Source organism: Kitasatospora xanthocidica (genome assembly GCF_014656195.1).
Classification (GTDB): domain Bacteria; phylum Actinomycetota; class Actinomycetes; order Streptomycetales; family Streptomycetaceae; genus Kitasatospora; species Kitasatospora xanthocidica.
Map to the genome: position 1 here is coordinate 1 of NZ_BNBY01000037.1, position 24,677 is coordinate 24,677.

The 24,677-nt window shown below is 77.0% G+C and carries 12 protein-coding genes; 2 read left to right on the forward strand and 10 right to left on the reverse strand.

Annotated features, from left to right (window positions below; genetic code table 11):
* Positions 1-57 precede the first annotated feature (57 nt).
* The 7 genes from IE332_RS36035 to IE332_RS36065 all read right to left on the reverse strand — a co-directional run bounded on the left by IE332_RS36035 (position 58) and on the right by IE332_RS36065 (position 15,516).
* The gene (locus tag IE332_RS36035) at positions 58-3,279 is read right to left on the reverse strand and encodes a non-ribosomal peptide synthetase (RefSeq protein WP_189925015.1); all 3,222 of its coding nucleotides are present in this window, start codon (positions 3,277-3,279) and stop codon (positions 58-60) included.
* Positions 3,276-4,277: a 2,3-diaminopropionate biosynthesis protein SbnB gene (gene sbnB, locus IE332_RS36040; protein WP_189925017.1), complete on the reverse strand. Its 1,002-nt coding sequence runs from the start codon at positions 4,275-4,277 to the stop codon at positions 3,276-3,278. The genes IE332_RS36035 and sbnB overlap by 4 nt, the downstream gene beginning before the upstream one ends.
* Positions 4,271-5,290 carry a 2,3-diaminopropionate biosynthesis protein SbnA gene (gene sbnA / locus IE332_RS36045; protein WP_229929185.1) on the reverse strand — a complete coding sequence of 340 codons (1,020 nt, stop codon included), beginning with the start codon at positions 5,288-5,290 and terminating at the stop codon, positions 4,271-4,273. The genes sbnB and sbnA overlap by 7 nt, the downstream gene beginning before the upstream one ends.
* Before the next feature lie 113 nt (positions 5,291-5,403).
* Entirely contained in the window at positions 5,404-6,753 is a 1,350-nt protein-coding gene (locus IE332_RS36050; protein ID WP_229929186.1) for an MFS transporter, read from the reverse strand.
* Positions 6,750-13,448, reverse strand: coding sequence for a non-ribosomal peptide synthetase (locus IE332_RS36055; RefSeq protein WP_189925020.1), 6,699 nt, complete (start codon positions 13,446-13,448; stop codon positions 6,750-6,752). The genes IE332_RS36050 and IE332_RS36055 overlap by 4 nt, the downstream gene beginning before the upstream one ends.
* Positions 13,445-15,298, reverse strand: coding sequence for a non-ribosomal peptide synthetase (locus IE332_RS36060; protein WP_189925022.1), 1,854 nt, complete (start codon positions 15,296-15,298; stop codon positions 13,445-13,447). The genes IE332_RS36055 and IE332_RS36060 overlap by 4 nt, the downstream gene beginning before the upstream one ends.
* Positions 15,295-15,516 carry an MbtH family protein gene (locus IE332_RS36065; RefSeq protein WP_189925032.1) on the reverse strand — a complete coding sequence of 74 codons (222 nt, stop codon included), beginning with the start codon at positions 15,514-15,516 and terminating at the stop codon, positions 15,295-15,297. The genes IE332_RS36060 and IE332_RS36065 overlap by 4 nt, the downstream gene beginning before the upstream one ends.
* 206 nt (positions 15,517-15,722) lie before the next feature.
* Here IE332_RS36065 and ectB point away from each other — a divergent pair, with 206 nt between their 5' ends.
* Complete coding sequence (gene ectB, locus IE332_RS36070) at positions 15,723-17,024, forward strand: diaminobutyrate--2-oxoglutarate transaminase (protein WP_189925034.1); 1,302 nt, start codon at positions 15,723-15,725, stop codon at positions 17,022-17,024.
* A complete protein-coding gene (locus IE332_RS36075) occupies positions 17,021-17,959 on the forward strand; it encodes an ornithine carbamoyltransferase (RefSeq protein WP_373313938.1) in 939 nt (312 codons plus the stop codon). The genes ectB and IE332_RS36075 overlap by 4 nt, the downstream gene beginning before the upstream one ends.
* Before the next feature lie 193 nt (positions 17,960-18,152).
* Here the strand turns inward: IE332_RS36075 and IE332_RS36080 are convergent, their stop codons facing one another.
* From IE332_RS36080 to IE332_RS36090, 3 genes are all read right to left on the reverse strand, one after another.
* A complete protein-coding gene (locus tag IE332_RS36080) occupies positions 18,153-21,071 on the reverse strand; it encodes a helix-turn-helix transcriptional regulator (protein ID WP_189925036.1) in 2,919 nt (972 codons plus the stop codon).
* A gap of 197 nt (positions 21,072-21,268) precedes the next feature.
* Positions 21,269-21,550: a hypothetical protein gene (locus IE332_RS36085; RefSeq protein WP_189925039.1), complete on the reverse strand. Its 282-nt coding sequence runs from the start codon at positions 21,548-21,550 to the stop codon at positions 21,269-21,271.
* A 58-nt stretch (positions 21,551-21,608) separates the two neighbouring features.
* Positions 21,609-24,668 carry a type 2 lanthipeptide synthetase LanM family protein gene (locus tag IE332_RS36090; protein ID WP_189925041.1) on the reverse strand — a complete coding sequence of 1,020 codons (3,060 nt, stop codon included), beginning with the start codon at positions 24,666-24,668 and terminating at the stop codon, positions 21,609-21,611.
* Between the last annotated feature and the right edge of the window lie 9 nt (positions 24,669-24,677).

Genomic DNA, 24,677 nt, shown 5'->3' on the forward strand with positions numbered 1-24,677 from the left:
GGCCGGGACCCCCGTCCGCATCCGTGCGGGGGTCCCGGCCGCCGTCGGGGCCGGTCCTCAGCCGAGCCGCTCCACCGGGAGGCCGGGTCGCTCGGCGGCGGCCGCGACGAACCGGGTGAACGCGGTGGCCAGGTCGCGGGCCGCCGCTCCGGTCAGCAGCCCCTCCGGGTAGTGCAGCCGGCCGTCCAGGGCGCCGCCGTTCTCCCGCAGGTCGACCAGGACGTCGAAGGGGTGCCCGCCCTGCCCGTGGTCGTACGGTTCGGCGACGACCCCGGGGAGGTCGACCCGGCCGGTGAGCGGGCCGAGCAGCTGGAAGCCGGCCTGGGCGACCGGGTTGCGGCTCGGGTCGCGCGGTGGGCGCAGCGCCGTCACCACCCGGTCGAACGGCAGGCCCTGGTGACGGTAGGCGGCGAGCGCGGTGGCCCTGGTGCGGGCCAGTACCTGGGTGAACGGCTCGCGCCGCCCCACCGGGGTGCGCAGCGCCAGGGTGTTGACGAACAGGCCGACCAGGTCGGTGAGTTCGGCCACCGGTCGGTTGGCGGTGAAGGTGGCCACGACCAGGTCGTCCGTTCCGGCGGCGCCGGTGAGCACGGCCGAGAAGCAGGAGAGCAGCGCCATGAACGGGGTGGCGCCGGCCTCGCCGGCCGTCCGGTTCAGCGCGGCGGTGACCGCCGGGTCCAGGGTGAAGTCGACGACGGTGTCCCGCCGTCCGCGCAGCGGCGGCCGGGGGTGGTCGCCGGGCGGCCCCGGGGCGGGCAGCTCCAGGACGGGCAGCGGCGCCCGGAGGTGGCGCAGCCAGTGGTCGAGGTCGGCGGCGGTGCGGTCCGCGGTGTCGGCCTCGGCGCGCTGCCAGGCCGCGTAGTCCGGGTAGTCGACGGGCAGTTCCGGCAGCCGGGGGGCGCGGCCGGCCAGCGCGGCCCGGTAGCACTCGGACAGGTCGCGCCAGAACACGCCCATCGACCAGTCGTCGGAGACGATGTGGTGGACCACCGCGAGCAGCACGTGGTCCTCCGGCCCCAGGGTGAGCAGGACCAGGCGCAGCAGCGGGCCGCGGTCCAGCGCGAACGGCCGGGCCACCTCCTCCCGTACGGCTCGGCGGGCCCGCTTCTCGCGCTCGCCGGGCGGCGCGTCGGTGAGGTCCACCAGCTCCGGGAGGCTCGGCGGGTCCTGGTGCACCACCTGGTGCGGGACGCCGCGGACGGACTCGAAGGTGGTGCGCAGCGCGGCGTGCCGGTTCACGGTCGCCCGCAGGGCCTGGTGCAGTGCGGCGAGGTCGATCCGGCCGCGCAGCCGGTGCGCGTCGTACATGGTGTACTCGGTGCTGCCCGGGGTGAGCCGGTCCAGGAACCAGAGCCGGTGCTGCTCGGAGGAGAGCGGAACCGGCCCGGGCGGGCGCGGCGGCACGGTGCGGCCGGCCTCCGGAGCGGCGGACGGTCCGGCCGCGTCCAGCAGGGCGGCCAGGTCCTCGACGGTGGGTCGGGCCAGCAGGTCGGCGGGGGAGGGCGCGGCGCCGGTGAGCGCCCGCAGCCGGGAGCAGATCCGGGTGGCGATCAGGGACTGGCCGCCCAGGTCGAGGAAGCGGTCCCGGACGCCGATCGGGGCCACCCCCAGGGCCTGTTCCCAGACGCCGACCAGGGCCCGCTCGGTCGGGGTGCGCGGGGCCAGGTAGGCGGTGGCGAGCTCCGGGCGGCCGTCGTCGGGGGCGGGCAGCGCCTTGCGGTCGGTCTTGCCGCTTGCGGTGAGCGGCAGTTCGGCGAGCCGGACCCAGGCGGTGGGGACCATGTAGTCGGGGAGCAGTTCGCCCAGGTGCTTGCGCAGCTCGGTGAGGTCGGGCGCGTCGGGGACGACGCCGACCAGGTAGCCGACCAGCCGGCTGCCGCCGGTGGCGGCCGGGTGCGCCGCCGCCACGGCGGCGTGCACCTGCGGGTGGGAGGCCAGCGCGGCCTCCACGTCGCCGAGTTCGATCCGCAGGCCGCGGATCTTCACCTGGTGGTCGAGCCGGCCCAGGTACTCGATCCGTCCGTCCACCCGTCGGCGTGCCAGGTCCCCGGTGCGGTAGAGCCGGGCGCCGGGCGGGCCGTACGGGTCGGGCCGGAAGGCGGTGGCGGTGAGGCCGGGCCGGCCGAGGTAGCCGCGGGCCAACTGGACGCCGGCCAGGCAGAGCTCGCCGGCGGTGCCCGGGGGGACGGGCATGCCGTCCTGGTCGAGCACGTAGGTCCGGGTGTTGGCGACCGCCCGGCCGATGGTGACCGGGGCGCCGGGCAGGCAGCGCTCGGCGGTGACGTCCACCGCCGCCTCGGTGGGCCCGTACAGGTTGAACAGCTCGCAGTCGAGGAGCTCGTGCACCTCGCGGACCAGGTCCGGGCCGAGCGCCTCGCCGCTGCACACGATCCGGCGCAGGTCGGGCAGTTCGGGCGGGCCGCCGTGGGCGCGGCGGGCCCGCAGGTCGGCGAGGAACTCCCGCAGCATCGAGGGGACGAAGTGCACGGTGTCCACCCGCTGTTCGGCCAGCACCCGGTGCAGGTAGGCCGGGTCCCGGTGGCCGCCGGGCCGGGCCAGGACGAGCGTGCCGCCGACCGCGAGCGGGCCGAAGAACTCCCAGACCGACACGTCGAAGGTGGCGGGCGTCTTCTGCAGCACCCGGCTGCCCTCGGCCAGCCCGCAGTCGTCGCGCATCCACAGCAGCCGGTTGACCACCCCCCGGTGCGGCACCACGACGCCCTTGGGGCGGCCGGTCGAGCCGGAGGTGAAGATCGCGTAGGCCGGGTGGTCCGGCCCGGCCGCCGGGGCCGGGTCGTGGGAGGGCCGGCCGGGCTCGTCCGCCGGGACGACCGGCCGCACCCCGGCGTGCTCGGCGGCCTCTGCCGTCACCGCGTCCGTGACCAGCAGGGCCGCGCCGCTCTCCGCCAGGACGGCGGCCGTGCGCAGCGGCGGGTGCTCGGGGTCGAGCGGCACGTACCCGGCCCCGGACTTGAGCACCGCCAGGAGGGCCACCACCAGGTCGACCCCCCGCTCCAGCCGGACCCCGACCAGGGCCTCCGGCCCGGCCCCGGCCGCCCGCAGCCGGTGGGCCAGCCGGTTGGCGCGCTCGTTGAGCCGGGCGTAGCCCAGCTCGACGTCCTCGCAGACCAGCGCGACCGCGTCCGGGGTGAGCCGGGCCTGCCGCTCGAACAGCTGGTGGACGCACTGCTCCAGCGGGTACGGCCGGTCGGGGCCGGTCGCGTCCGCCAGGTACCGCCGCAGCTCCGGTGGAGCCAGCACGGCGGGCCGGGCGGTCACGGCGCGCCGCCGGGGAGGAAGTCGTCCAGCCGGGTGCCGCCGCCCCCGGCCTCGGCGCCGCGCCGCACCAGGTCGGCCAGCGCGAGGTCGAGGATGCCCAGGCCGAACGGGGAGAACACGGTGGTGCGCTTCGGGTCGCGCGGCCGCGGGTCCGGCCCGGCGAGCAGGCCGCCGATCGTGGCGCTGATGAACTCCCGGTCGCCGGACTCCTGTTCGGCCAGGTGCAGGGAGGTGGCGGCGCGGCACACGTGGTCCGGGTCGTCGACCAGGTTGACCGCCGAGAGCACCGACTCCACCGTCAGGTCGCGCAGCGAGACGTGCAGCACCAGCGTGCCCGGCCGGCAGGGCGCGGTGTCCAGGTGCGGGGCGGCGGCGGTGGTGGCGAGGCTGACCAGCGGGTGGGCGGCCAGCGCCGCCTCGGGCCGGTCCACCACGGCGGTCTTCAGGCCCGGTTGCTCCCGCGCGCAGCGGGCGGCGAACCCCTCCGCCCGGCCGCGGTCCCGGTCGTACAGGGTGACGGTGTCCAGGGCGGGCAGCACCACTCGGAGGAAGCGGAGCACCTCGAAGTTGATCACGCCGCAGCCGATCAGGGCGGCCCCGGTGTCGGGCTGCTCCCCGGCCAGGGTGGCGGCGGCCAGCGCGGCGCTCGCGGCGGTGCGCCGGGCCGAGACCAGGGACCCCTCGACCAGGGCCTCGGGGTGTCCGGTGCGCATCGAGTTGAGGATGATCGCCGCCGAGGCGCGCTCCAGGCCCAGCTCCAGGTTGCCGGGGAAGGAGGAGATCCACTTCATCCCGGCCACCGGCCGCTCCCCGCCCAGGTAGGCGGGCAGGCCGATGATCCGGTTGCGCTCGTCCTCGGGGAAGCGCAGGAACACCGAGTGCGGGATCGCGCTCTCGCCCCGCGCGTGCCGGACGTAGGCCTCGCGGACCGCCGCGAGCACCTCCCGCTCCCGCCCGTCCAGTGCCTGCCGTACGTCGCGGGCGCCCAGGATCAGCATGCTGCCACCTCCACCGATGGGTCCTTCCACAGGTCGGCGGCGTCGCCGAAGTGCTCGGCCGCCCAGTCGTCGTTGTAGATCGTGTCCAGGTAGCGCTCGCCCCGGTCGGGCAGGACGACGGCGCAGACGGACCCGGCCGGCACCCGCGGGCGGATCCGGTCGAGGGCGCTGAGCACCGCGCCGGAGGAGCCGCCGGCCAGGATCGCCTCCCGGCGGGCCAGCGCGCGGCAGCCCACCAGGCAGTCCAGGTCGTCGACGTGCACCACCTCGTCGGCCAGGTCCGCGCCGAACAGCGCGGGCCGCACCGAGGCGCCGTGGCCGGGGATCAGCCGGGGCCCGGCGGTCCCGCCGAAGATCACGCTGCCGACCGCGTCGACGGCCACGATCCGGGTCGCCAGGCCGCGTTCGCGGACGTACTCGGCGCAGCCGCGCAGGGTGCCGCAGGAGCTGGTGGCGCACACCAGGTAGTCGACCCGGCCGTCCAGCTCCTCGACGATCTCCCGCATGGTCTGCCGGTGCGCCCGGGCGTTCAGCGGGTTGGCGTACTGGTCCGGGCAGTAGGCGTACGGGATGCCGGCGACCAGTTCGCGCACCCGGCGCAGCCGCACCGGCAGGTACTCGCCGGTGCCCTGGTCGCACTCGGTCACCACCTCGACCTCGGCGCCCAGGGCCCGCATCACGGCGATGTTCTGCTGGTTGGTCCGGGCGTCCACCACGCAGACGAAGCGCACTCCGAAGTACCGGCACACCTGGGCCAGGCCGATCCCGAGGTTGCCGGAACTGGACTCCACCACCACGGACTTGCCGGGGGTGAGCGCGCCGGAGCGGATCCGGTCGACGAGCATGTTCAGCGCGGAGCGGTCCTTGATGCTGCCGCCGGGGTTGTGTGCCTCCAGTTTGGCGTAGGTGCGGAAGCCGCTGTCCGGGAAGATCCGGGTGAGCTCGACCAGCGGGGTGGCGCCGACGGTGGACAGCACACCGCCGGGCGCCCCGTCGGCCGGGGGCGCCGTCACCGGACGCCCGCGCGCGGGTCGCGCCCGGCCCGGGCCGGGGGTGTCGTTGGGGTACGGGTCATGGCGGTACTCCTCGTGAGAGCGTCGGGGAGAGGTCGGACGGGCCGGGCGCCCTAGACGGCGGGCGCGTCCGTCGGGGCGGGGAGCGCCGGGTCGCTCGCCGGGGGGTCGTCGGGGGCGGCCGGGCCCTGCCGGACGGCCTTGCTGAGCGTCACCGCGCCCGCCAGCAGGACCATCCAGACGGCGAGCGCCGTCAGGGCCGTCCCGGTGCCGTACCACTGGAGCAGCAGCCCGCCGGCGAGCGAGCCGAGCGGCAGCGCTCCGCCGGACAGCACGCTGCTCGCGCCGGACACCCGGCCCTGGAGGTGGTCCGGGGTGGTGGAGAGCTGCTGGGTGGCCACGGCGACGTTCCAGATCGGGCCGACGAACCACATCAGCGCGTAGAGCGCGCCGGTGAGGTAGAGGTCGTCGGCGAGGAGCAGGCCGACCGCGAGCAGGGCCCAGGCCCAGTTGGCGCCGATCACCACGGCCGGCAGCGGCAGGCGCCGCCGGCACCAGGAGGCGGCGGTGGAGCCGAGCACGCCGCCCGCCCCCGCGACCCCCAGCAGGACGCCGATCCCGGTGGGGGAGGCGCCGCGCTCGTCGGCGAGCACCACGACGACCAGGAACAGCGCCCGGAACAGCAGGTTGCTGCCGGCGACGGCCAGGGCGGCGGTGCGCAGGAACGGTTGGCGCCACAGCCAGGCGAACCCGGCGGCCAGCTCGGCGAGCGGCTTGGCGGGCGGCCCTGCGCCGTCGGCCGCGCTGTCGGACTCCGGGGCCGCGCCGTCGGACTCCGGGGCCCCGCCGGGCGCGGCCTGGAAGTCCTTGCGGATCAGCAGCAGCGTCACCACGGACACCGCGTAGCTGATCGCGTCCAGCAGGAAGGGCAGCGCCCGGGCCACCCCGAAGAGCGCGCCGCCCAGCGGGGTGCCGAGGGTGACCGCCGCCCGTTCGCGGGCCTCGTTGCGCGACAGCGCCTCGGTCAGCCGGCGTTTCGGCACCAGGTGCGGGACGGCGACGTGGGAGGCCAGCTCGTGGCAGACCGTCAGGCTGCCCTCGACGAAGCCGACCAGCAGGATCTGCGTCAGGGTCAGCCGGTCGAGGGCCAGCGCGAGCACGATGCTCAGCGCGCCGGCCCCCCGGACGACGTCGCACCAGATCATCAGGCGTTTGCGGTCCACGCGGTCCACCAGCGCCCCGGCCGGCAGCGGGAGGAGCAGCAGCGGCAGCAGCGCGGTGAACCCGGCGAGCCCCGCGTCGGCGGCCGAGCCGGTGACGGCCAGGACCAGCAGCGGGTAGGCGACGGTGGCACCCGTCGACCCCAGCATGGACAGGGCCGAGCCGGTCCACAGCAGGACGAAGTCCCGGTTGCGGTGCAGGGGCGGGTCGTCGGCCTCGGGCCGTTCGGCGGCGGCCGTCACCGGGCACCGCCCCGGCGGGCCCGGCGGGCCCGGCGGGCGCCCAGCAGCGGCAGCGCGGCGGCCGCGCCCGCCTCGGGGTAGTCGGGCAGGGCGGCGGCCAGCGCGGCCACCGTGGCGCGGTCGAAGACCGCCCGCACCGGCACCTCCCGGCCGGTCGCCTCGCGCAGCCGCAGGGCGATCCGGGTGGCCAGCACGGAGTGCCCGCCGAGGGTGAAGAAGTTGTCGTGCGCGCCGATCCGCCGGTGGCCGAGGATCTCGGACCAGGCGGCCGCGACGGTCCGTTCGGCCTCGTCCCTGGGCTCGACGAACTCCTGGACGTCCGCGCCGGGTTCGACGGCGGGCAGGCGTCGCCGGTCGACCTTGCCGGAGGGCGTCAGGGGCAGCGCGTCGAGGACCGCGAAGGCGGCCGGGACCATGTAGTCGGGCAGGGTCGCCAGCAGCCGGTCGCGCAGCTCGCCGTGCTCGGGCACCCGGGCGCCGGGCACCGGCTCCAGGTGGGCGACCAGTTCGACCTCGCCGGTCGGCAGGGTCACCGGCTGGACCACTGCGGCCCGCACCTCCGGGCAGGAGAGCAGCGCCGTCTCGATCTCGCCGGGCTCGATCCGGTGACCGCGGATCTTCACCTGGTGGTCGGCCCGGCCGAGCAGCTCCACGCCGCCGTCCGGGCGCCGGCGGCCGAGGTCGCCGGTGCGGTACATCCGGGCCCCGGGTGCCCCGCCGTACGGGTCGGGCAGGAACGCGCCGGCGGTGGTGCCGGGCCGTCCGAGGTAGCCCCGGGCCGGGCCGGAGCCGCCCAGGTGGATCTCGCCGACCACGCCGTCCGGGGCCGGCTCCAGCCGCCCGTCGAGGACGTACAGCCGGGTGTTGCCCAGGACGGACCACGGCGCCCCGCCGGGGTCGGTGCCCGGCCGGGTGACGGTGGCCCAGACGGTGGTCTCGGTGGGGCCGTACAGGTCCCAGACCCGGGCGCCGCCGGCGGTGAGCCGGTCGGTCAGGTCGGTGGTGAGCCGTTCGCCGCCGCTGAGCACCAGCAGCCCGGCGGGGGCCTTCCAGCCGCCGTCCAGCAGCATCCGCAGGGTGACCGGGGTGGCCTGGACGACGGCCGGGCCGGTCCGGTCGAGCAGTTCGGCCATCCGCAGCGGGTCCCTGGCCTCCTCGGTGCCGGCGAGGACGACCCGGCCGCCCGCGAGCAGCGGGAGGTACAGCTCCAGCACGGAGGGGTCGAAGGAGACCGTGGTGAGCGCGGCCACCGCGTCGTCCGGCCGCAGCGGCACCTGCTCGGCCATGGCGGTCAGGAAGCCGGTCAGGCCGCCGTGGGTGACCATGACGCCCTTGGGCCGGCCGGTGGAGCCGGAGGTGTGGATGACGTAGGCCAGGGCGGCCGGGTCGGCGGGGACCGCGGGCGCGGTGTCCGGGTGCGCGGCGATCTCCGCCCGGTGGGCGTCGGTCAGCACCAGCCGGCGGCCCTCGGCGGGCCCGCCGGCGGCGAGCCGGGCGGACAGCGCGCGGTCGGTGACGACCAGGGGGCTGGCGCAGTCGTCGAACAGAAAGCGGATCCGGTCCTCGGGCAGGGCCGGGTCGACCGGAAGGTAGGCCGCGCCGGAGCCGAGCACGCCCAGCATCGCCGTCAGCAGCTCGGGGCCGCGGTCCAGCAGCAGCCCGACCACGGTGCCCGGGCCGGCGCCCAGCGCCCGCAGATGGTGGGCCAGCCGGTTGGCGCGCGAGCGCAGCCCGGCGTAGTCGATCCGCTGCTCGCCGCAGACCAGCGCCACCGCGTCGGGGGTGCGCTCGGCCTGCCGGTGGAACAGCTCCAGCACGGTCGGTCCGTCCTGCGCCGCGGTGACGGGCGGTCCGGCGGGCAGCAGGGCGCGGCGGTCGGCGGGCGGCAGCGTGACGGCGCGGGGGTCCGCCTGCGGGTCGGCGACCAGGCCGGCCAGCACATGACGGTAGGTCCGGGCGAGCAGGGCGAGCTCCTCGGCACCGATCCGCGCCGCGGCGGCCTCCAGGAGGACCGTGCCGGGCACGGTGGACACCGAGAGGCCGAACTCGTTCGGCGTCCGGTCCTCCACCTCGTCCGCGTCGATGCCCTCGTCGGCCAGCACGTGCATGTCGGTGTAGTTGAAGAACACGTCCACCAGCGGGGTGTCCTGGCCCCAGGCGCGCTGCATGGCGGGCAGCGGGTGGTGCCGGTGCGGCCAGAGCGCGGTCTCCTCGGCGAAGACGGACCGGGCCAGCGCGGGCCAGTCGGCCGCGTCCAGGACCACCGGGAACGGCACGGTGTTGAGGAACATGCCGCGCACCTGGTCGCCGTCGGCCGTCTCGGGACGGGCGTTGCAGACCAGCCCGGAGGTGAACGCCGCCGGGCCGTCGGTGGAGCCGCCGAACAGGCCGAGCACGGTCAGATGGGCGGCGAACAGCACGCTCTTCAACGGGACCCCGGCCCCGGTGGCCACCGCGCGCAGGCCCGGCAGCAGGTCGGCGAAGCCCACCCGGGCGACCCGGTGGACGGCGTCCTCGGCGCCGTCGTCCGTACGGTGCCGCTCCGGGTGCGACCAGCCCTCGGGGACCCGCCACGGGGCGTGCCGGGCGACCCGCTCGCGCCAGAACCCGCGGTCCGCCGCGGACTCCAGGGAGCGGCGCTCCAGCGCGATCGTGTCGGCGAACCGGGTGGCCGGCGGGGCCGGCGGCCGCGGGTCCCGGCCCTCGCGCAACGCCCGGTAGTAGCCGAGCAGTTCGGGCACCAGGGAGTTCTGGCTCCAGCCGTCGAGGATGGTGTGGGCGTAGACGACCGTCAGCCGCCAGCGCCGGTCGTCGGTCCGGTGCGCGACCAGCCGCAGCAGCGGGGCGGCGGCCAGGTCGAAGGGCGTGGACTGCTCGCGCGCCGTGGCGGCGGCGAGTTCGGCCCGCAGCCGCTCGGCGGAGAGCCCGCGCAGGTCGTGGACCTCCAGCGGGATGCGCGCCTCGGCGTGCACCAGCTGGAGCGGCTCGCCGTGGCCGGACAGGTCGACCGAGGTCCGCAGGATCTCGTGCCGCTCGGCCAGCAGCGCGGCGGCGGCACGCAGCGCGTCGGGCGCGAAGCCGTCGTCCTCCTCGCGCACCGGGTAGCTCAGGACGTTGACGTACATGCCCCGGGCCGCGCCGGCCAGCATCTCGTACGCCATCCCGGCCTGCACCAGGGACAGCGGGTACGCGTCGGTCAGGCCGCCCGGCAGGCGCTCGCGGTCGCCCGGGGCGAGCAGCGCGAAGGGCGCGGTGGGCTCGGCCCGCCGGCCCGCCGCGCGCGGGGCCAGGGCCTCGGCGAGCAGGCCCACGGTCCGGTACCGGAAGAGGTCCTGGACGGAGACGTCGAGCCCCTGTTCGCGCAGCCGGCCGACGGCGCGGATGGCGAGGATGGAGTCGCCGCCGAGGTCGAAGAAGGTGTCGTGCACGCCGACCCGGGAGACCCCCAGGGCCGCCGCCCAGGCCCGGGCGACCAGGTGCTCGACCGGGGTACGCGGGGGGACGTGCTCGGCGGCGGCCTGCGGCACCGGATCGGGCAGGGCCGCGCGGTCCAGCTTGCCGCTCGGCGTCAGCGGCAGCCGGGGCAGGCTGGTCCACGCGGTGGGGACCATGTGCTCGGGCAGCGACAGCCGCAGGTGGGCCTGGAGTCCGGCGGCGGCCGGCGCGGCGGCCGGGTCGGCCGGGACGACGTGCGCGGTCAGCCGCTCGCCGCCGGGCACGCCGTGCAGCGCGGCCACGGCGTCGGCGACCAGCGGGTGGGTGCGCAGCGCGGCCTCGATCTCGCCGAGCTCGATCCGGTGCCCGTGCAGCTTCACCTGGTGGTCGCCGCGGCCGTGGTAGCTGATCGTGCCGTCGGGGTTGCGCCGGGCGAGGTCGCCGGTCAGGTAGAGCCGTCCGCCGGGGTTGCCCGGGTCGGGGTCGGGGACGAAGCGCTCGGCGGTCAGCGCCGGCCGGCCGAGGTAGCCGCGGGCGAGCTGGACGCCCGCCAGGCACAGCTGCCCGGGGACGTCCACCGGCACCGCGGCCAGGCCGTCGTCCAGCACGTGGACCCGGGTGTTGGCGACGGGCGTGCCGATGGTGACGCGCTCGCCGGGGCGGCACGGGGCGGCGGTGACGTCGATGCTGGCCTCGGTGGGGCCGTACAGGTTGTGCAGCGCGGCGCCGCCGGTCACCGGGTGGCGGTGGCAGGCCTCGGCCAGGTCGTCGGGCAGGGCCTCGCCGCTGCACAGGACCAGCCGCAGCCCGGCGGGTGGGGCGTCGGCGGGCACCGTGGCGTCGGCGGGCACCGTGGCGTCGGCGGGCGCGGTGGCGTCGGCGGGAACGGTGGCGTCGGCGGGCACCGTGGCCAGGAAGGCGCGGAGCATCGCGGGTACGAAGTGCAGGGTGGTGACGCCCTGGTCGGCGATGACCCGGGCGAGGTAGCCGGGGTCGCGGTGGCCGTCCGGCCGGGCCATCACCAGGGTCGCGCCGGTGATCAGCGGCCAGAACAGCTCCCAGACGGAGACGTCGAAGCTGTACGGGGTCTTCTGCAGCACCCGGTCGGCCTCGGTGAGGCGGTAGGCGTCCTGCATCCAGCGCAGCCGGTTGACCACCCCCTGGTGGGTGCAGACCACGCCCTTGGGACGGCCGGTGGAGCCCGAGGTGTAGATGACGTAGGCCGGGTGCAGCGGGTCCACGGTCACGGGGCTCCCGGACTCGGCGGGCTCCTCGGCCGGCTCGGCGTCCAGCAGCAGGACGCGGGCCCGGTGCGGGGGCAGCGCGGCCGCGAGGTCGGCGGTGGTCAGCACGACCGGCGCGGCGGAGTCCGTGAGCATGTGGGCCAGCCGCTCCGCCGGGTAGCCCGGGTCCAGCGGCAGGTACGCGCCGCCGGCCCGGAGCACCGCCAGCAGCGCCACCGGCAGCTCCAGCCCCCGGTTCAGGCAGACGGCCACGGTGCGCTCCGGGCCGACGCCCAGCGCCCGCAGCCGGCGGGCCAGCGCCTCGGCGCGGGACTGCAGCCCGCGGTAGTCGAGTTCGTCCTCCTCGAAGCGCACGGCGACGGCCGCCGGAGTGCGCTCGGCCTGCCGCTCGACCAGGACGTGCAGCAGCTCGCCCTCGGGGTAGCGCACCGAGGTGTCGTTCCACCGCTCCAGCCGGGCGCGCTCCTCGGGCGAGAACAGGGTGGCACCGGTCACGGTCGTGCCCGGGTCGTGGGCGACCGCGTCCAGCAGCGCGGTGAAGTGCTCGGCCAGCACGGCCGCCCGCTCCGGGGTGAACAGCGCGGTGGCGAACTCGACCACGCCGGAGAGCGAGCCGTCGGGCTCCTCGGTCAGGTGCAGCGTCAGGTCGAACTTGGCGCTGTGCCAGGGCGTCGGGTACGGGGTGGCGCTCAGCCCTGCGCCGCCGAAGCCGGCGCCGGAGCCCGCCCCGTTGTAGGCGAACATCACCTGGAACAGCGGGTTGCGGGCGAGGTCGCGCTCGGCGCCCAGCTCGTCCACCAGCCGCTCGAACGGGACGTCCTGGTGCGCGAAGGCGCCCAGCGCGGTCTCCCGGACCCGGTCGACGGCCTCCGCGAAGGTCGGCTCCCCGGACAGGTCGGTGCGCAGCACCAGGGTGTTGACGAAGAAGCCGAGCAGCTCCCGGGCCTCCGGCCGGGTGCGGCCGGCCAGCGGGGCGCCGACGGTCACGTCCGGGCGGCCGGCGTGCCGGGCCAGCAGCAGCTTGAACGCGGCCAGCAGCAGCATGAACGGGGTCGCGCCGCGGGTCCGGCCCCAGGCGGTCAGGGCGCGGGCCGTCCCGGCCGGCACGGTGAACGGCAGGATCGCGCCCGCCGGGTCGAAGACCGGCGGCCGGGGCCGGTCGGCGGGCAGCTCCAGCGCGGCCGATCCGGCCAGCTTCCGCCGCCAGTAGTCGAGCTGGCCGGCCGTCGCGGCGGCCGAGTGCGCCTCGCGCTGCCAGCCGGCCCAGTCCGCGTACTGCACCGCGGGCGGCGTCAGCGGGCTGGGCCGGCCCTCGGCGAACGCCGGGTAGAGGGCGCCGAGTTCGGCGGCGAGGACGCCGACCGAGTGGCCGTCGAAGGCGATGTGGTGGAAGGCCAGGACGAGGACGTGGTGGTCCTCGGCGAGGCGGACCAGCCGGGCCCGTAGCGGGGTGCCGGCGGTGAGGTCGAAGGGGGTGCGGGCGAGCTGCCCGACGAGCCCGTCCAGCCGGTCCCGCGCGTCGTCCGCGGGCAGCCCGGCGAGGTCCACCAGCTCGAACTCCGGTGCGGCCTCGGCCAGCGGCAGCTGCCGCGGTTCGCCGTCGACCTCCAGGTAGCGGGTGCGCAGCACCTCGTGACGGGCCGACACCTCGGCCAGCGCGCGGCGCAGCGCGGTCACGTCCAGCGGGCCGCGCAGTTCCCAGCCGACCGGCAGCACGTACTCGGCGGTGCCGGGGCGCAGCTGCTCCAGCAGCCACAGCCGCTGCTGGGCGAAGGAGAGCGGCAGCGGGCCGCCGCGGGCGACCCGGGGGAGGGCCTGCTCGGCGGCGCCGCCGGGAGCGGCGGGCCGGCCCGAGCCGCGCAGCAGGCCGTCCAGCAGCGCCCGGCGCCGCTCGGCCTGCCCGGTCGGGTCGGCCGTGCCCGTCGCGTCGGCCGGGTCGGTCAGGTCGGAAGCGCCCGTCGTGCCGGCCGAGCCGGTCGGTTGGGCGGGGGGAGGGCCGGTCAGCGGAGCGCTCATCCCTCGATCACCTGAGACAACATCGACTCCACCTCTGCATCGGAAAGTTGCTCGACCCGCTCGGTGATCGCCGCCCGCAGCCGTTCGGCGAGCAGGGCCGGGGTACGGGCGTCGAACACCGCGCTCACCGGCAGCTCGACCGGGAAGCGCTCGCCCAGCAGGGCGGTCACCTCGGTGGCCAGCAGCGAGTGCCCGCCGAGCTCGAAGAAGTCGTCGTGCACGCCGATCGCGGCCACCGAGAGCAGTTCGGACCAGACCTCGACGACGGCCTGCTCGACCGGGGTGCGCGGCGCGGTGACCGGCGCCTTCGCCGGGTCGTCGCCGGGGGTCGGCAGCGCGGCCCGGTCCACCTTGCCGTTGGGGTTCAGCGGGAGCGCGGGCAGCCGCACCCAGGCGGTCGGGACGAGGTACTCGGGCAGCAGCTCCCGCAGGTACTCGCGCAGCGGGCGGCCCGGCCGGTCGAGGGTGTCCGACACCACGTAGCCGACCAGCTGCTTGTCCCCGGCCGGGGTCGGCCGCACCGCGGCCACCGCCGCCCGGACCTCCGGGTGGTTGCCCAACGCGGCCTCGACCTCGCCGAGTTCGATCCGGTGGCCGTTGATCTTGACCTGCTGGTCGCGCCGGCCGTGGAAGAGCAGCAGGCCGTCGGCGCCCTCGGTGACGAGGTCCCCGGTGCGGTAGAGCCGGGCGCCGGGCACCGTGCCGTACGGGTCCGGGACGAAGCGCTCGGCGGTGAGCGCCGGGCGGCCGTGGTAGCCGCGGGCCACCCCCGGCCCGCCGACCAGCAGTTCGCCGGACTCGCCGGCCGGCACCCGGGTGACGCCGTCCTCCGCCACCACGTACAGGGTGGTCCGGGTGATGGCCCGGCCGATCGGGATCGAGCCCCGGGTCTCGGCCAGGGTGACCCCGCGCCGCGCGGCGCAGAAGGTGGTGCACTCGGTCGGCCCGTAGCCGTTGACCACCTCCACGCCCCGCTCCACCAGCATCCGCACCTCGGCCGGCGGCGCCACGTCCCCGGCGACCAGGACCTGGCGCACCGTCGCCAGCGCGCCGGGCCGGGTGCGCACCACGTGCTGGAACAGCCCGGTGCTCAGCAGCGCCACGCTGACGGCGTGCCGGCGCACCGCCTCCTCGATCGAGGCCGCCGTCGGCACGCCCTGCGGCAGCACGGCGAGCCGGGCGCCGTTGCACAGCGCGCCCCAGACCTCGAAGGTGGAGAGGTCGAAGGAGAGCGGGGCGAGCATCAGCACCACCTGCCCCGGGTCGAGGTCCGCGTAGTCGGCCTCGTGGACCAGGCGCAGCACGTTGCGGTGGGTGACCCCGACCCCCTTCGGGCGGCCGGTGGAGCCCGAGGTGTACATCACGTAGGCCAGGTCGTCCGGCACGGCCCCCGACGCGGGAGCCGTGGTCGGCAGGCCGGCCGCCGCCGACCAGTCCGGCTCGATCGCCACCCGCTCCAGGCCGGTGGCCGCGAACCGGCCGGCGAGCTCCGGCTCGACCAGCAGGACCCTGGCGCCCGAGTCGGCCACCATGAAGGCGAGCCGCTCGGCCGGGTACTCCGGATCCAGCGGCAGGTAGTGACCGCCCGCCTTGAGCACGGCCAGCAGCGCGGTCACCACCTCCGGGCTGCGCTGCGCGCACACCGCGACCGGGGCGTCGGGACCGACCCCGCGGGCGCGCAGCAGATGGGCCAACTGATTGGCCCGGGAGTCCAGTTCGGCGTAGGTCAGCCGCCGTCCGCCGAACTCCAGGGCCGTCACGTCCGGCGTGCCCGACGCCCGTCCCGCGAACCACTCGTGCACGCACCGGTCGGGCAGGGGTGCGTCGGCGCGGCCAACCACGGTGTTCATGCCGGCCGGGTCTCCCGCTCCATGCGCACCCGCAGGCTCAGCGGACGCATGTCCGTCCAGACGGTGTCGATGTGGTCCAGGCAGTCCTGCTTGGGGCCCTCCGTGCCCTCCCGGTGCCAGCCCAGCGGGAGCTCCCGGTCGGCCAGCCAGATCGAGTACTGCTCCTCGTCGTTGCGGACCACCCAGTACGTGCGCGGGTCGGTGCTCTCGTCGGCCATTCCGCTCTCCTCTCGCAGGGGCGGGCGCCCGCTCGGCCGGGGCGCCGCGACAGGAAGACTCGCCCGCCGCGGGCCGGGCGCCATAGGGAAGAAGCGGCCGAGAATCCGGCAGCCCCGCTGCCCGCAGGACTGCTGGTCCTTCTCTTCTGCCGGCCCGCGCCGCGCCGGAATGCTGGCCGGACCCCGCCGCGTCGGAAAGGACACACATGACCGTCGAACGGACCGCGCCGGCCGCGCCCGGAGAGCCGCCGGCCCCCGGCGACCACGCCCTCTTCGAGACCATGGAGGCCGACGTCCGGCTCTACTGCCGGAAGTTCCCGGTGGTCTTCGAGCGGGCCAAGGGCGCGGAACTGTACGCGGAGGACGGCCGGGTCTTCCTCGACTTCTTCTGCGGCGCCGGCGCCCTCAACTACGGCCACAACCCCGACCCGATCAAGCGGAAGCTGGCCGCCTACCTCGCCGCCGACGGCGTCAGCCACGGCCTGGACATGTACACCGTCGCCAAGCGGGACTTCCTGGCCAGGATGGACGAGGTGCTGCTGCGCCCGCGCGGACTCGACCACAAGGTCCAGTTCACCGGCCCGACCGGCACCGACGCCGTCGAGGCCGCCCTCAAGCTGGCCCGCAAGGCCACCGGGCGCCGCGGGCTGGTCGCCTTCACCGGCGGCTTCCACGGCATGTCGCAGGGCTCGCTGGCGGTCACCGGCAGCCGGCGCGCCCGCCGGGCCGGCGGCGTCCTCGCCCAGGACGTCACCTTCGTCCCCTACGAGGACGGCCCGCACGGCGCGTTCGACTCCATCGGCTACCTGGAGCGGCTGCTCAGCGACCCGTCCTCCGGCACCGACCTACCGGCCGCCGTGATCGTGGAGCCGCTCCAGATGGAGGGCGGCGTCTACCCGGCCTCGGCGGACTGGCTGCGCCGGCTGCGGGACCTGACGGACCGCCACGGCATCCTGCTGATCGCCGACGAGATCCAGTCCGGCTGCGGGCGGACCGGAACCTTCTTCGCCTTCGAGCAGTCCGGCATCGTCCCGGACCTGATCACCCTCTCCAAGTCCATCGGCGGCTACGGGCTGCCGCTCTCCCTGGTGCTGCTGCGCCGCGACCTCGACTGCTGGGAGCCCGGCGAGCACACCGGGACCTTCCGCGGCAACCAGCTCGCCTTCGTCGCGGCCACGGCCGCCTGGGACTACTGGGAGCAGCCGGAGTTCCTCGACGCGCTGGCCGACAACGCCGAGCGGCTGCGCGAGTTCGGCGAGACCGTCCTCGCCAAGGTGCCCGGCGTCACCGCGCGCGGCCGGGGCATGGTGCTCGGCCTCGACCTCGGCGCGGCCGGCGGCCCCGAGCGGGCCGAGCGCGTCCAGCGGTACTGCTTCGACCAGGGCCTGGTGGTCGAACTCGCCGGCCGGCACGACGAGGTGGTCAAACTCCTGCCGCCGCTGGTGATCGACCGGGCCTCGCTGGAACGCGGCCTCACCGTCGTCCTCGACGCGATCCTGGCCGGGTGAGCGCCGTGACCAGCCGACGCCACCTGATCTCCGTCGACGACCTCGCCGACAGCGAGCTGTACGACCTGGTCCGCCGGGGCGCCGAGTTCGCGGCCGGCCACGCCGAGGACGCCCGGCCGCTGCGCGAGCACGTGGTCGGCATCCTCTTCCGCAAGACCTCCACCAGGACCAGGACGGCCTTCTCCGCCGGCGCGCTGCGGCTCGGCGCGCAGATCATCGGCTACGGCCCCGACGACCTCCAGCAGAACACCGGCGAGACCGTCGAGGACACCGCCCGGGTGCTGTCCGGGATGCTCGACGTGCTGGTCGCCCGGACGACCGGCCCCGAGGCCGAGCTGCGGGCGCTGGCCGACCAGCAGACCATGGCGGTGATCAACGCGATGAGCGCCGAGGAGCACCCGACCCAGGCCCTCGCCGACCTCACCACCCTGCACCGGCACTTCGGCCGGGTCGACGGGCTGCGGGTGCTCTACGCGGGGGAGGGCAACAACAGCGCCTCCGCGCTCACCCTCGCCCTGTCCCGCTACGCCGGCACCGAACTCCACCTGCGGACACCGCCCGGGTACGGCGTCCACCCCCGCTACGTGGAGCGGGCCTCGGCCGAGGCCGGGCGCCGCGGCGGCCTGGTCGAGCAGCGGCACGACATGGCCGACCTGCCGGAGGTCGACGTCGTCTACACCACCCGCTGGCAGACCACCGGCACCAGCAAGCCCGACCCGGACTGGCGCTCGGTGTTCGACCCCTTCCGGGTGGACGACGCCGTCATGGCCGCCACCTCCGCGCCCGTCTTCCTGCACGACCTGCCCGCCCACCGGGGGGAGGAGGTCACCGCCTCCGTCCTCGACGGACCGCTCAGCCTCGCCTTCGGGCAGGCGGAGAACAAGTACCACAGCGCGCGCGCCGTCCTGGAGTGGTGCACGGCCGGGACCGGCTGAGCGCGCGGTGGCACGGCGGCGCGGTGGCGGCGTCGTGAACGGTCGGCCCGGCGCGCCGCCCGTTCACGGCCCGTGCGCCGCGCCGCCGCTCCCGGCCGGCCGGGACGCACCGGTGCTCACGTCCCCTCAGGCGTGTCTTGCGGGTCTTCGCCGGGTCCGCGACGCCAGGGCACGCCCTGGGCCGCACCGGTGGTCACGGCCGGCGCCGGTCCGGGGCGAGCTCCGCCGCCAGTCGGCAGAGCTCGCCCCGGTCGGCCGCCCCGGTCTTCTGCACCAGGCTGGCCAGGTGCTTCTCGACCGTACGCGGGGAGATCGACAGCCGCCGGGCCAGGTCCTGGTTGCCGGGCCGGTCCACCAGCAGCGCCAGCACCTCGTACTCGCGAGGGGTGACGCCCCGCTCCCGCAGCGCGGCCGGGATGCGGTCCCGTCCGGTGCGGCGCTGCCCGACGCTCGCCCCCGCCTGCCGGAGCAGGGCCCGGCAGGCGCCCGCGACGGACGGCACGTCCAGCTCGTGGAAGTACTCCTCCGCGGTGCGCAGCCAGCTCACCGGATCGCCCCAGCCGTCGGCCAGCGCGGCCTCGGCGACCAGCCGCAGGCCCAGCCGGTGGGCGGTCGGGAAGCGGTCGGGGTCCTGCCGCAGCCGCTCGACCTCCGCGGCGGCCTCCGCGCCCCGGCCCCGGCGGCCGAGCAGCACCGCCCGGGCCAGGGCCAGGAACGGACGGTTCCAGGCCAGTTCCGCGCCCGGGGCGCCGGCGACCGCCTCGTACTCGGCCCAGCCCGCCCGGCCGGCCAGGACGGCGAGCAGCGGGTCCAGCCCGTACCGGCCGGACAGGTAGAAGACGCTCGGGTGCCGGGCCTCCCACTCCGCGGTGGCGGCGAGCTCGGCCTCGGCGCCGGCCCGGTCCTCCTCCAGCAGCGCGCACACCGCCCGGCACAGCCCGAGCACCACCGGGGTGAGCAGCGAGCCGTCGCCCCCGGCCTGGCGGAACAGCCGCAGCTCGCGCTCCATGTCCCGGCGGCGGCCGCGGTGGGCGGCGAGCGTCGCCGAGGTCAGCCGCAGGTAGCGGTGGGTGGCGAGGTTGCCCATCCGCAGGCTGGTGTCCAGCCAGCGGTCCACGATCGTCTCGGCGGTGGCGGGGTCGCCGCGCAGCACGGCGTTCATCGCCAGCAGGCTCTCGGTGTGCTGGGTGCGCACCAGCGAGCCCAGCTCCCGGGCGGCCTCCCCGGCCTGCTCCAGCCGGCGGGCGTCGCCGGTGCGCAGGAAGGCGTTGGCCCCCAGCCGGAGCAGGGCCTCGAACCGCCAGTTGGGCAGGCCGTGCGTCTCGGCGACGGCCAGCATCCGCTCCAGGCAGGCGTCGGCCGCGTCGAAGCCGCGCTCGCGGGCGAGCAGGGCGAGCAGCTGCAGCGCCTGGCAGGCCAGCACCGGCGGCCCGGTCCGCTCCGCCTCCTCGGCGGTCTCCCGGGCGATCCGCTCGGCGTCGTCCACCCGGTCCCGCTCGCCGGGCAGCAGCGCCAGGTGCCCCTCGACCACCGCCAGCGCGGCCGTCTGCTCGGGCCGGCCCCCGTCGTGCAGCAGCGCCCGGGCCGCCGAGACCTGGGTGACGGTGTCGGGGCCCCGCTCGGCCACCACGGCCGCCCAGGCCAGCCGGGTGCGCAGCGCGACCTCCCGCTCCGGGCTCAACGCGGCGGAGCTGGCCTTCGGCAGGTCGTCGGCCAGCGCGAGCGCGCGGTCCAGCCGGCCGGCCTCGACCAGCGCGTACGCCAGCGACTCGGTGACCGCCGTCCGGTCCGTCGGGGCCGCCAGTTCCACGGCCCGCTCCAGCAGCCGGACGGCCGAGGCGGAGGCGCCCTCGGCCAGCGCCTGCCGCCCGGCCTCGGCGTAGAGCAGGGCCGCGCCGTGGTGGTCGCCGGCCGCGACGAGCAGCCGGGCCACCAGCCGGCCGTGGTCGGCCGCGTACGGCGGTCCGGCCTTGCGCAGCGCGGCGGCGGCCCGGCGGGCGAGCGCGGCCCGCTCCGCCGGGGCGACGCTCTCCAGCACCGCCTGCGCGGTGATGGCGTGCCGGAAGCCGTACCCCTCCGGCGCACCGGGGTCGGGCACGATGAAGTCCGCCTCGGCCGCGGCGCGCAGCCGGGCGAACAGGCCGGGATCGTCGTCCCCGGTGACGAGTTGCAGGCAGTCCACCGAGAACCGGGGGCCGAGGGTGGCCGCCGTCAGCAGCAACTCCCGTACCGGCGCGGCCAGTCGGCCGAGACGCAGGCCGCAGCCGTGCACCACGCCGGCCGGCACCGTGGCGGTCAGGTCGCCGGTCACCCGCCAGCCGTCGCCGTCCCGGCGCAGCGCGTCCGAGCCGACCAGCTCGGCCAGCAACTCCTCCACCAGGTACGGGTTCCCGCCGCTGCGCTCGGCCAGCCGGGCGACCACCGCGGACGGCACCCGGGCCACCGGCACGCCCAGGCAGCCCGCGGCCAGCGCCCCGACCTCGGCGGTGGTCAGCGGCGGCAGCTCCGCGACCGACGCCACCCGGCGCCGCTCGGCCCCGCGCACCAGGTCCAGCGCGTTGCCCGGCTCCGGCCGCAGTGTCGCGACCAGCAGCACCGGCACCCGGTCGAGGTGGTCCACCAGGTACTCCACCGCGCCGACCGTCTCGGCGTCCGCGTCGTGCAGGTCCTCCAGGGCCAGCACGCAGCCGGACCGGCGGCCGACGACGGCGAGCAGCCGTAGCAGCGCCTCGGCGAGCTCCACCACGCTCTCGGCGTAGCCGGGCCCCGCCGCGGACCGCCACTCCGGCACCAGCCGGCCCAGGGCCGGCCGGTACGGCAGCAGCTCCGGGTCCCCGGGGGGTCCCCCGGCGTGGAAGCACGAGTAGAGCGCCTCCACCAGCGGGCGGAACGGGGTGTCCGCCCCGGTGGTGCTACTGCGGCCCCGGAGTACCGGCAGCCCGGCCGCCACGGCCCGTCCGGCGCAGTCGTCGACCAGCCTGGACTTGCCGATGCCGGCCTCGCCCACCAGGAACACCGAGCGCCCGCCGTCGCCGTGAAGGCGCGTCAGGGTTCTTCGGAGCAGCGAGGTCTCGGCCGTCCGGCCGACGGTCACCGGTGATGAGGTCCGCATGGCCGCAGGCTATTGGGCCTCGGACGGCTCCGGAAGAGCGGAATCGGGCATTCACCGCCCGACCGACCGGCAGGTTCCTGCCGGAACGCGCCGGTGGCCGGGCGGTGACGGGTGTCCGGGCGGTGGCGACGGCGCGCCGGGTGGTGCCGACGGAGCGCCGCTTGGTGGTGACGGCGGCCGGGCCCGGCGGGCGGGGGCTACTCCTCGTGGTAGCTCATCGTCGTCCACGGGTCCCCGGTCTCGGCCATCCGGGCGGTCCCGCCGCCCAGCAGCACGGAGCGGCGGGCGAGCCGGCTGCCCGGGTGCAGCCTGATCGCGCCGGCCGGGTGGTCGGCGGCCACGCTCTCGTGGCCGTCGGACCGCTTCCACCGGCGGACCGCCTCCGGCGCGGACGTTCCGGCGGGCTGCCCGACGGCCGGCCTGCCCGCGGCGGGGGTGGTCTCGGCGAGCGGTCTGGCCGGGGTGTCGGTTCGGTTCAAGGGGTTCACCCTTCTCTCTTCGAGGGTCACGGCGCCACGGAGGACGGCCGATCGAGCGTCACGGCGTCACGGTGGACGGCCGCTGGTGGGTCACGGCGTCCTCTTGGGACGGCCGCGTCGAACTCGGCGCCAGGAGCAGCGCCGAAGCCGTACGGTGGGCGAAGCCGAGCCGGAGCAGCCCGTGGCCGACCCCGGCCAGCCCGAACAGCAGGCCCGGGACGGCCAGGCCGTCGGGGGTGCCGCAGACCGGCCCGGTACGGGCCAGCGCGTCCAGCAGCGCGGCCGTGCGGCGCGCCCGGCCGCGACCGGCGGCCGCACCGGGAGCCCGGCCGAGCAGCTCCAGCACGCCCGTCTCGCCGTGGCAGAGGCTGTGGTCGGGCCGCGGACCGGCCGCCACGGCCGCGCGGACGGCGGCCCCGGCCCAGGCGGCGAGTTCCGGGTCGGCCGCCGCGGCCCCGCTGTCGACCACCGCGAGCGCGATGCCGGGCGCGCCCTCGCAGCAGGACCCGCCGGGCGCCCGTCCGGCCACGGACGAGCGCAGCGCGGCCAGCCCGGCGCGCTCGTGGGCGGCGCCGCCGCCCGCCCGGGCGAAGGCCAGCAGGGCCCAGCCGAGGCCGGCGGTCCCGGTGGCGAAGCCCGCGGCCGGTGCCGGTGACCGGTCGGCTCGGTCGAGCTGGTCGAGCTGGTCGAGTCGGTCTAGTCGGTCGAGGAGGCGGTCGGCGCAGAGCCGCGCGCCGGCCCAGGCCTCGGGGTCGCCGGTCTCCTGGTGCACCGCGAGCAGGGCCGCGAGTCCGCCGGCCGTGCCGTCGGCCAGCCCGGACGGCTCCTCGGCCTCGGCGGCGGCCGCGGTGAGCCGGACGGCGGGCCCGACCCAGTCGAGCACCTCCCGGTCCGCCAGCAGCCCGCCCACCTGTGCCAGCGCCCAGGTGAGGCCGCCCAGGCCGGCCCAGGCCCCCGAGCCGACCAGCGGCAGGTCCTCGGGCCGGGCGGCGAGCCGCTCCAGCAGGTCCGGTACCGGCCGCAGCGCGTGGCGGGCCACCTCGGCGTAGCGGTCCGTCCCGGTGAGCGCGGCGAGTTGGGCGAGGAACAGGGCCGGCCCGGGGTAGCCGCCGCCGAGGTCGGCGCCGGCCGGGGCGAGCCGCCAGTACCGGTCGGCGACCAGGTCGAGGCCGAGCCAGTTCGCCCGCTCCGCCGACCGGTGCGCCCCGTCGACCAGCCGGTCGCCGAGGGCCTGGGCGGCGGCGAGCAGCCGGTCGGGCTCCGGGGCGGGGGCGTCGGGCGGTTCGGCCCGCGCCGCCGTCGCGGCCGCTCCGTGGGCGGGGCGGGTGGAACGGGCCGCCATGGCCGCGCGGACGATCCACTCCTGCCCGGCGGGGTCGGTCGTGCCCAGGGCGGTGAGCCGCTCGGTGACCCGGTCGAGGCCGGGGCGGTCCAGGAGGCCGGGGAACGGCCGGCCCCGGCCGCCGCGCAGCTCCGTCCCGCCGGGGCGGGTGGTGAACAGCGGTACGTCGCCGTCCCGGAGTTCGGCGACCTCCTCCTCCATCAGCGCGGCCGGGCCGGGGCGGGCGGACTCGCCGGTGCCGAGGGTCCGCAGCAGCGCCTCGCGGTGCGCCGCGTCGCGCAGCACGTCGGGGTGGGTCGACTCGTCGAGCAGCGTCGCGTACTCCTCGGTGGCCCGCAGCACCACCCGGACCTCGTCCTCGGCGAAGGCGCTCAGCAGTCCGCGCGGGCCGGTGAGGTCGGTGAGTCCCGCCGCGAGCGCCCGGCGGCCCGCGCGGAAGCCGGCCAGCAGGGCGTCCAGGTGGTCGGCCGGATCGGAGTCGGCGCCGTCGAGCCGCGGCCGGTTCTCGGCACCGGGGAACTCGGCCGCACCGCGGACCAGCCGCATCTCGTCGGTGCCCGCCGCCGCCCAGCGCACGGCCCCGCTCGGCGAGCCGGCGCCGACGTCGCCGCCGAGCCCGGAGGCGTCCAGGGCGCGCTCGTCACCGAGGACCAGCCGCGGCAGCAGACCGGTGCGGTGCGCCGAGGCCTGCAGCGCCAGCGCCGCCGGATCGCTCTGCCACGGATCGTCCTCCGGCCGGTCCGGGTCGGCCGGCGCGGGCGGGTGGAAGAGGGTTTCGAGGTCGACCGGCACGGGGTGCTCGCCGCAGGCGATCAGGTTCCCGGCGTGCAGGTCGGTGGCGTCCAGGGCGTGCAGCAGGGCGAGCCAGGCGCCCTGCCGCAGGTAGAACCGTTCCACCTCGGCCGGTTCGGCGCAGGGTCGCCGCTCGATGAACTCCAGCCAGCCGTAGCCGGGTCGCTCCAGCAGGGCCGGGGTGCGCAGGCCGGGGGTGCCGGGCCGGGCGTTGAACCAGCCGACCAGGTCGGCGAGATGGCGGTGGACGGCGGTCGGCCTCGGCCGGTACACCAGCCGCCCGCCGCCGGCGAAGCGCAGCACCGCGACGGCCCGCCCGCCCCGGTGCCCGTCGCCGGCGCCGCGCCGGACCGCCACCAGCGGGCCGGGGTCGGTGCCGTGGAACAGGGCCCCGGTCAGCTCCCGCCGGTCGGCGGCGAACCGGGTCAGCAGCTCCGCGAAGGCGTCGGCGGCGGCCAGGCAGTTCTGCGCCAGGATCCTTGCCAGCACCGGGTATTCGCCGAACAGCGCGCGGAGCCCGGCCGGTGCGGCCATCCGCCGGACGAAGTCGCGGAAGCGGTCGGCGGGGGTGTCACCCGCCAGCACCCCTTCCTCCCTGGCCACATTGAGCTCCAGGACGAGCGTCCGGGCGGCCTGCCGGGCCAGCGTGTCGGTGAGCCCGGCGACGAACTGCGCCCGCACGGCGGGCAGATCGACCGCCTCGGGGGGCAGGGCCGCCGGCAGCCCGGCACCGGCCAGCCGGGCCAGCGGCGCCACGACGGCCCGGAACCCGCTGACGCCGGGCAGGTCTCCGGCGGGTGACTCCCGGTCGGGCCCGTCCCCGTACGGCGGGCGGGCCGTCGGGGCCCCGGCCAGCGCCTGCTCGACGAACGCCGCCCAGGCGGGCCGGGCCGCCCGGGCCCGGTCCGGCGCCGGAATCGCGGGCAGCCACCAACCGCCGGATCCGGAAGCGGCGTTCGCGGTTGTGGGGGCCGTAGCAATCACAGTGCAGAG

What these genes read in the sequence shown, in the direction of transcription:
- sbnB (WP_189925017.1), bottom strand. Translation starts at nt 4,277, where the DNA reads ATGCTGATCCTGGGCGCCCGCGACGTACGGCAGGCACTGGACGGGCGG.
- IE332_RS36055 (WP_189925020.1), bottom strand. Translation starts at nt 13,448, where the DNA reads ATGAGCGCTCCGCTGACCGGCCCTCCCCCCGCCCAACCGACCGGCTCG.
- IE332_RS36060 (WP_189925022.1), bottom strand. Translation starts at nt 15,298, where the DNA reads ATGAACACCGTGGTTGGCCGCGCCGACGCACCCCTGCCCGACCGGTGC.
- IE332_RS36065 (WP_189925032.1), bottom strand. Translation starts at nt 15,516, where the DNA reads ATGGCCGACGAGAGCACCGACCCGCGCACGTACTGGGTGGTCCGCAAC.
- ectB (WP_189925034.1), top strand. Translation starts at nt 15,723, where the DNA reads ATGACCGTCGAACGGACCGCGCCGGCCGCGCCCGGAGAGCCGCCGGCC.
- IE332_RS36080 (WP_189925036.1), bottom strand. Translation starts at nt 21,071, where the DNA reads ATGCGGACCTCATCACCGGTGACCGTCGGCCGGACGGCCGAGACCTCG.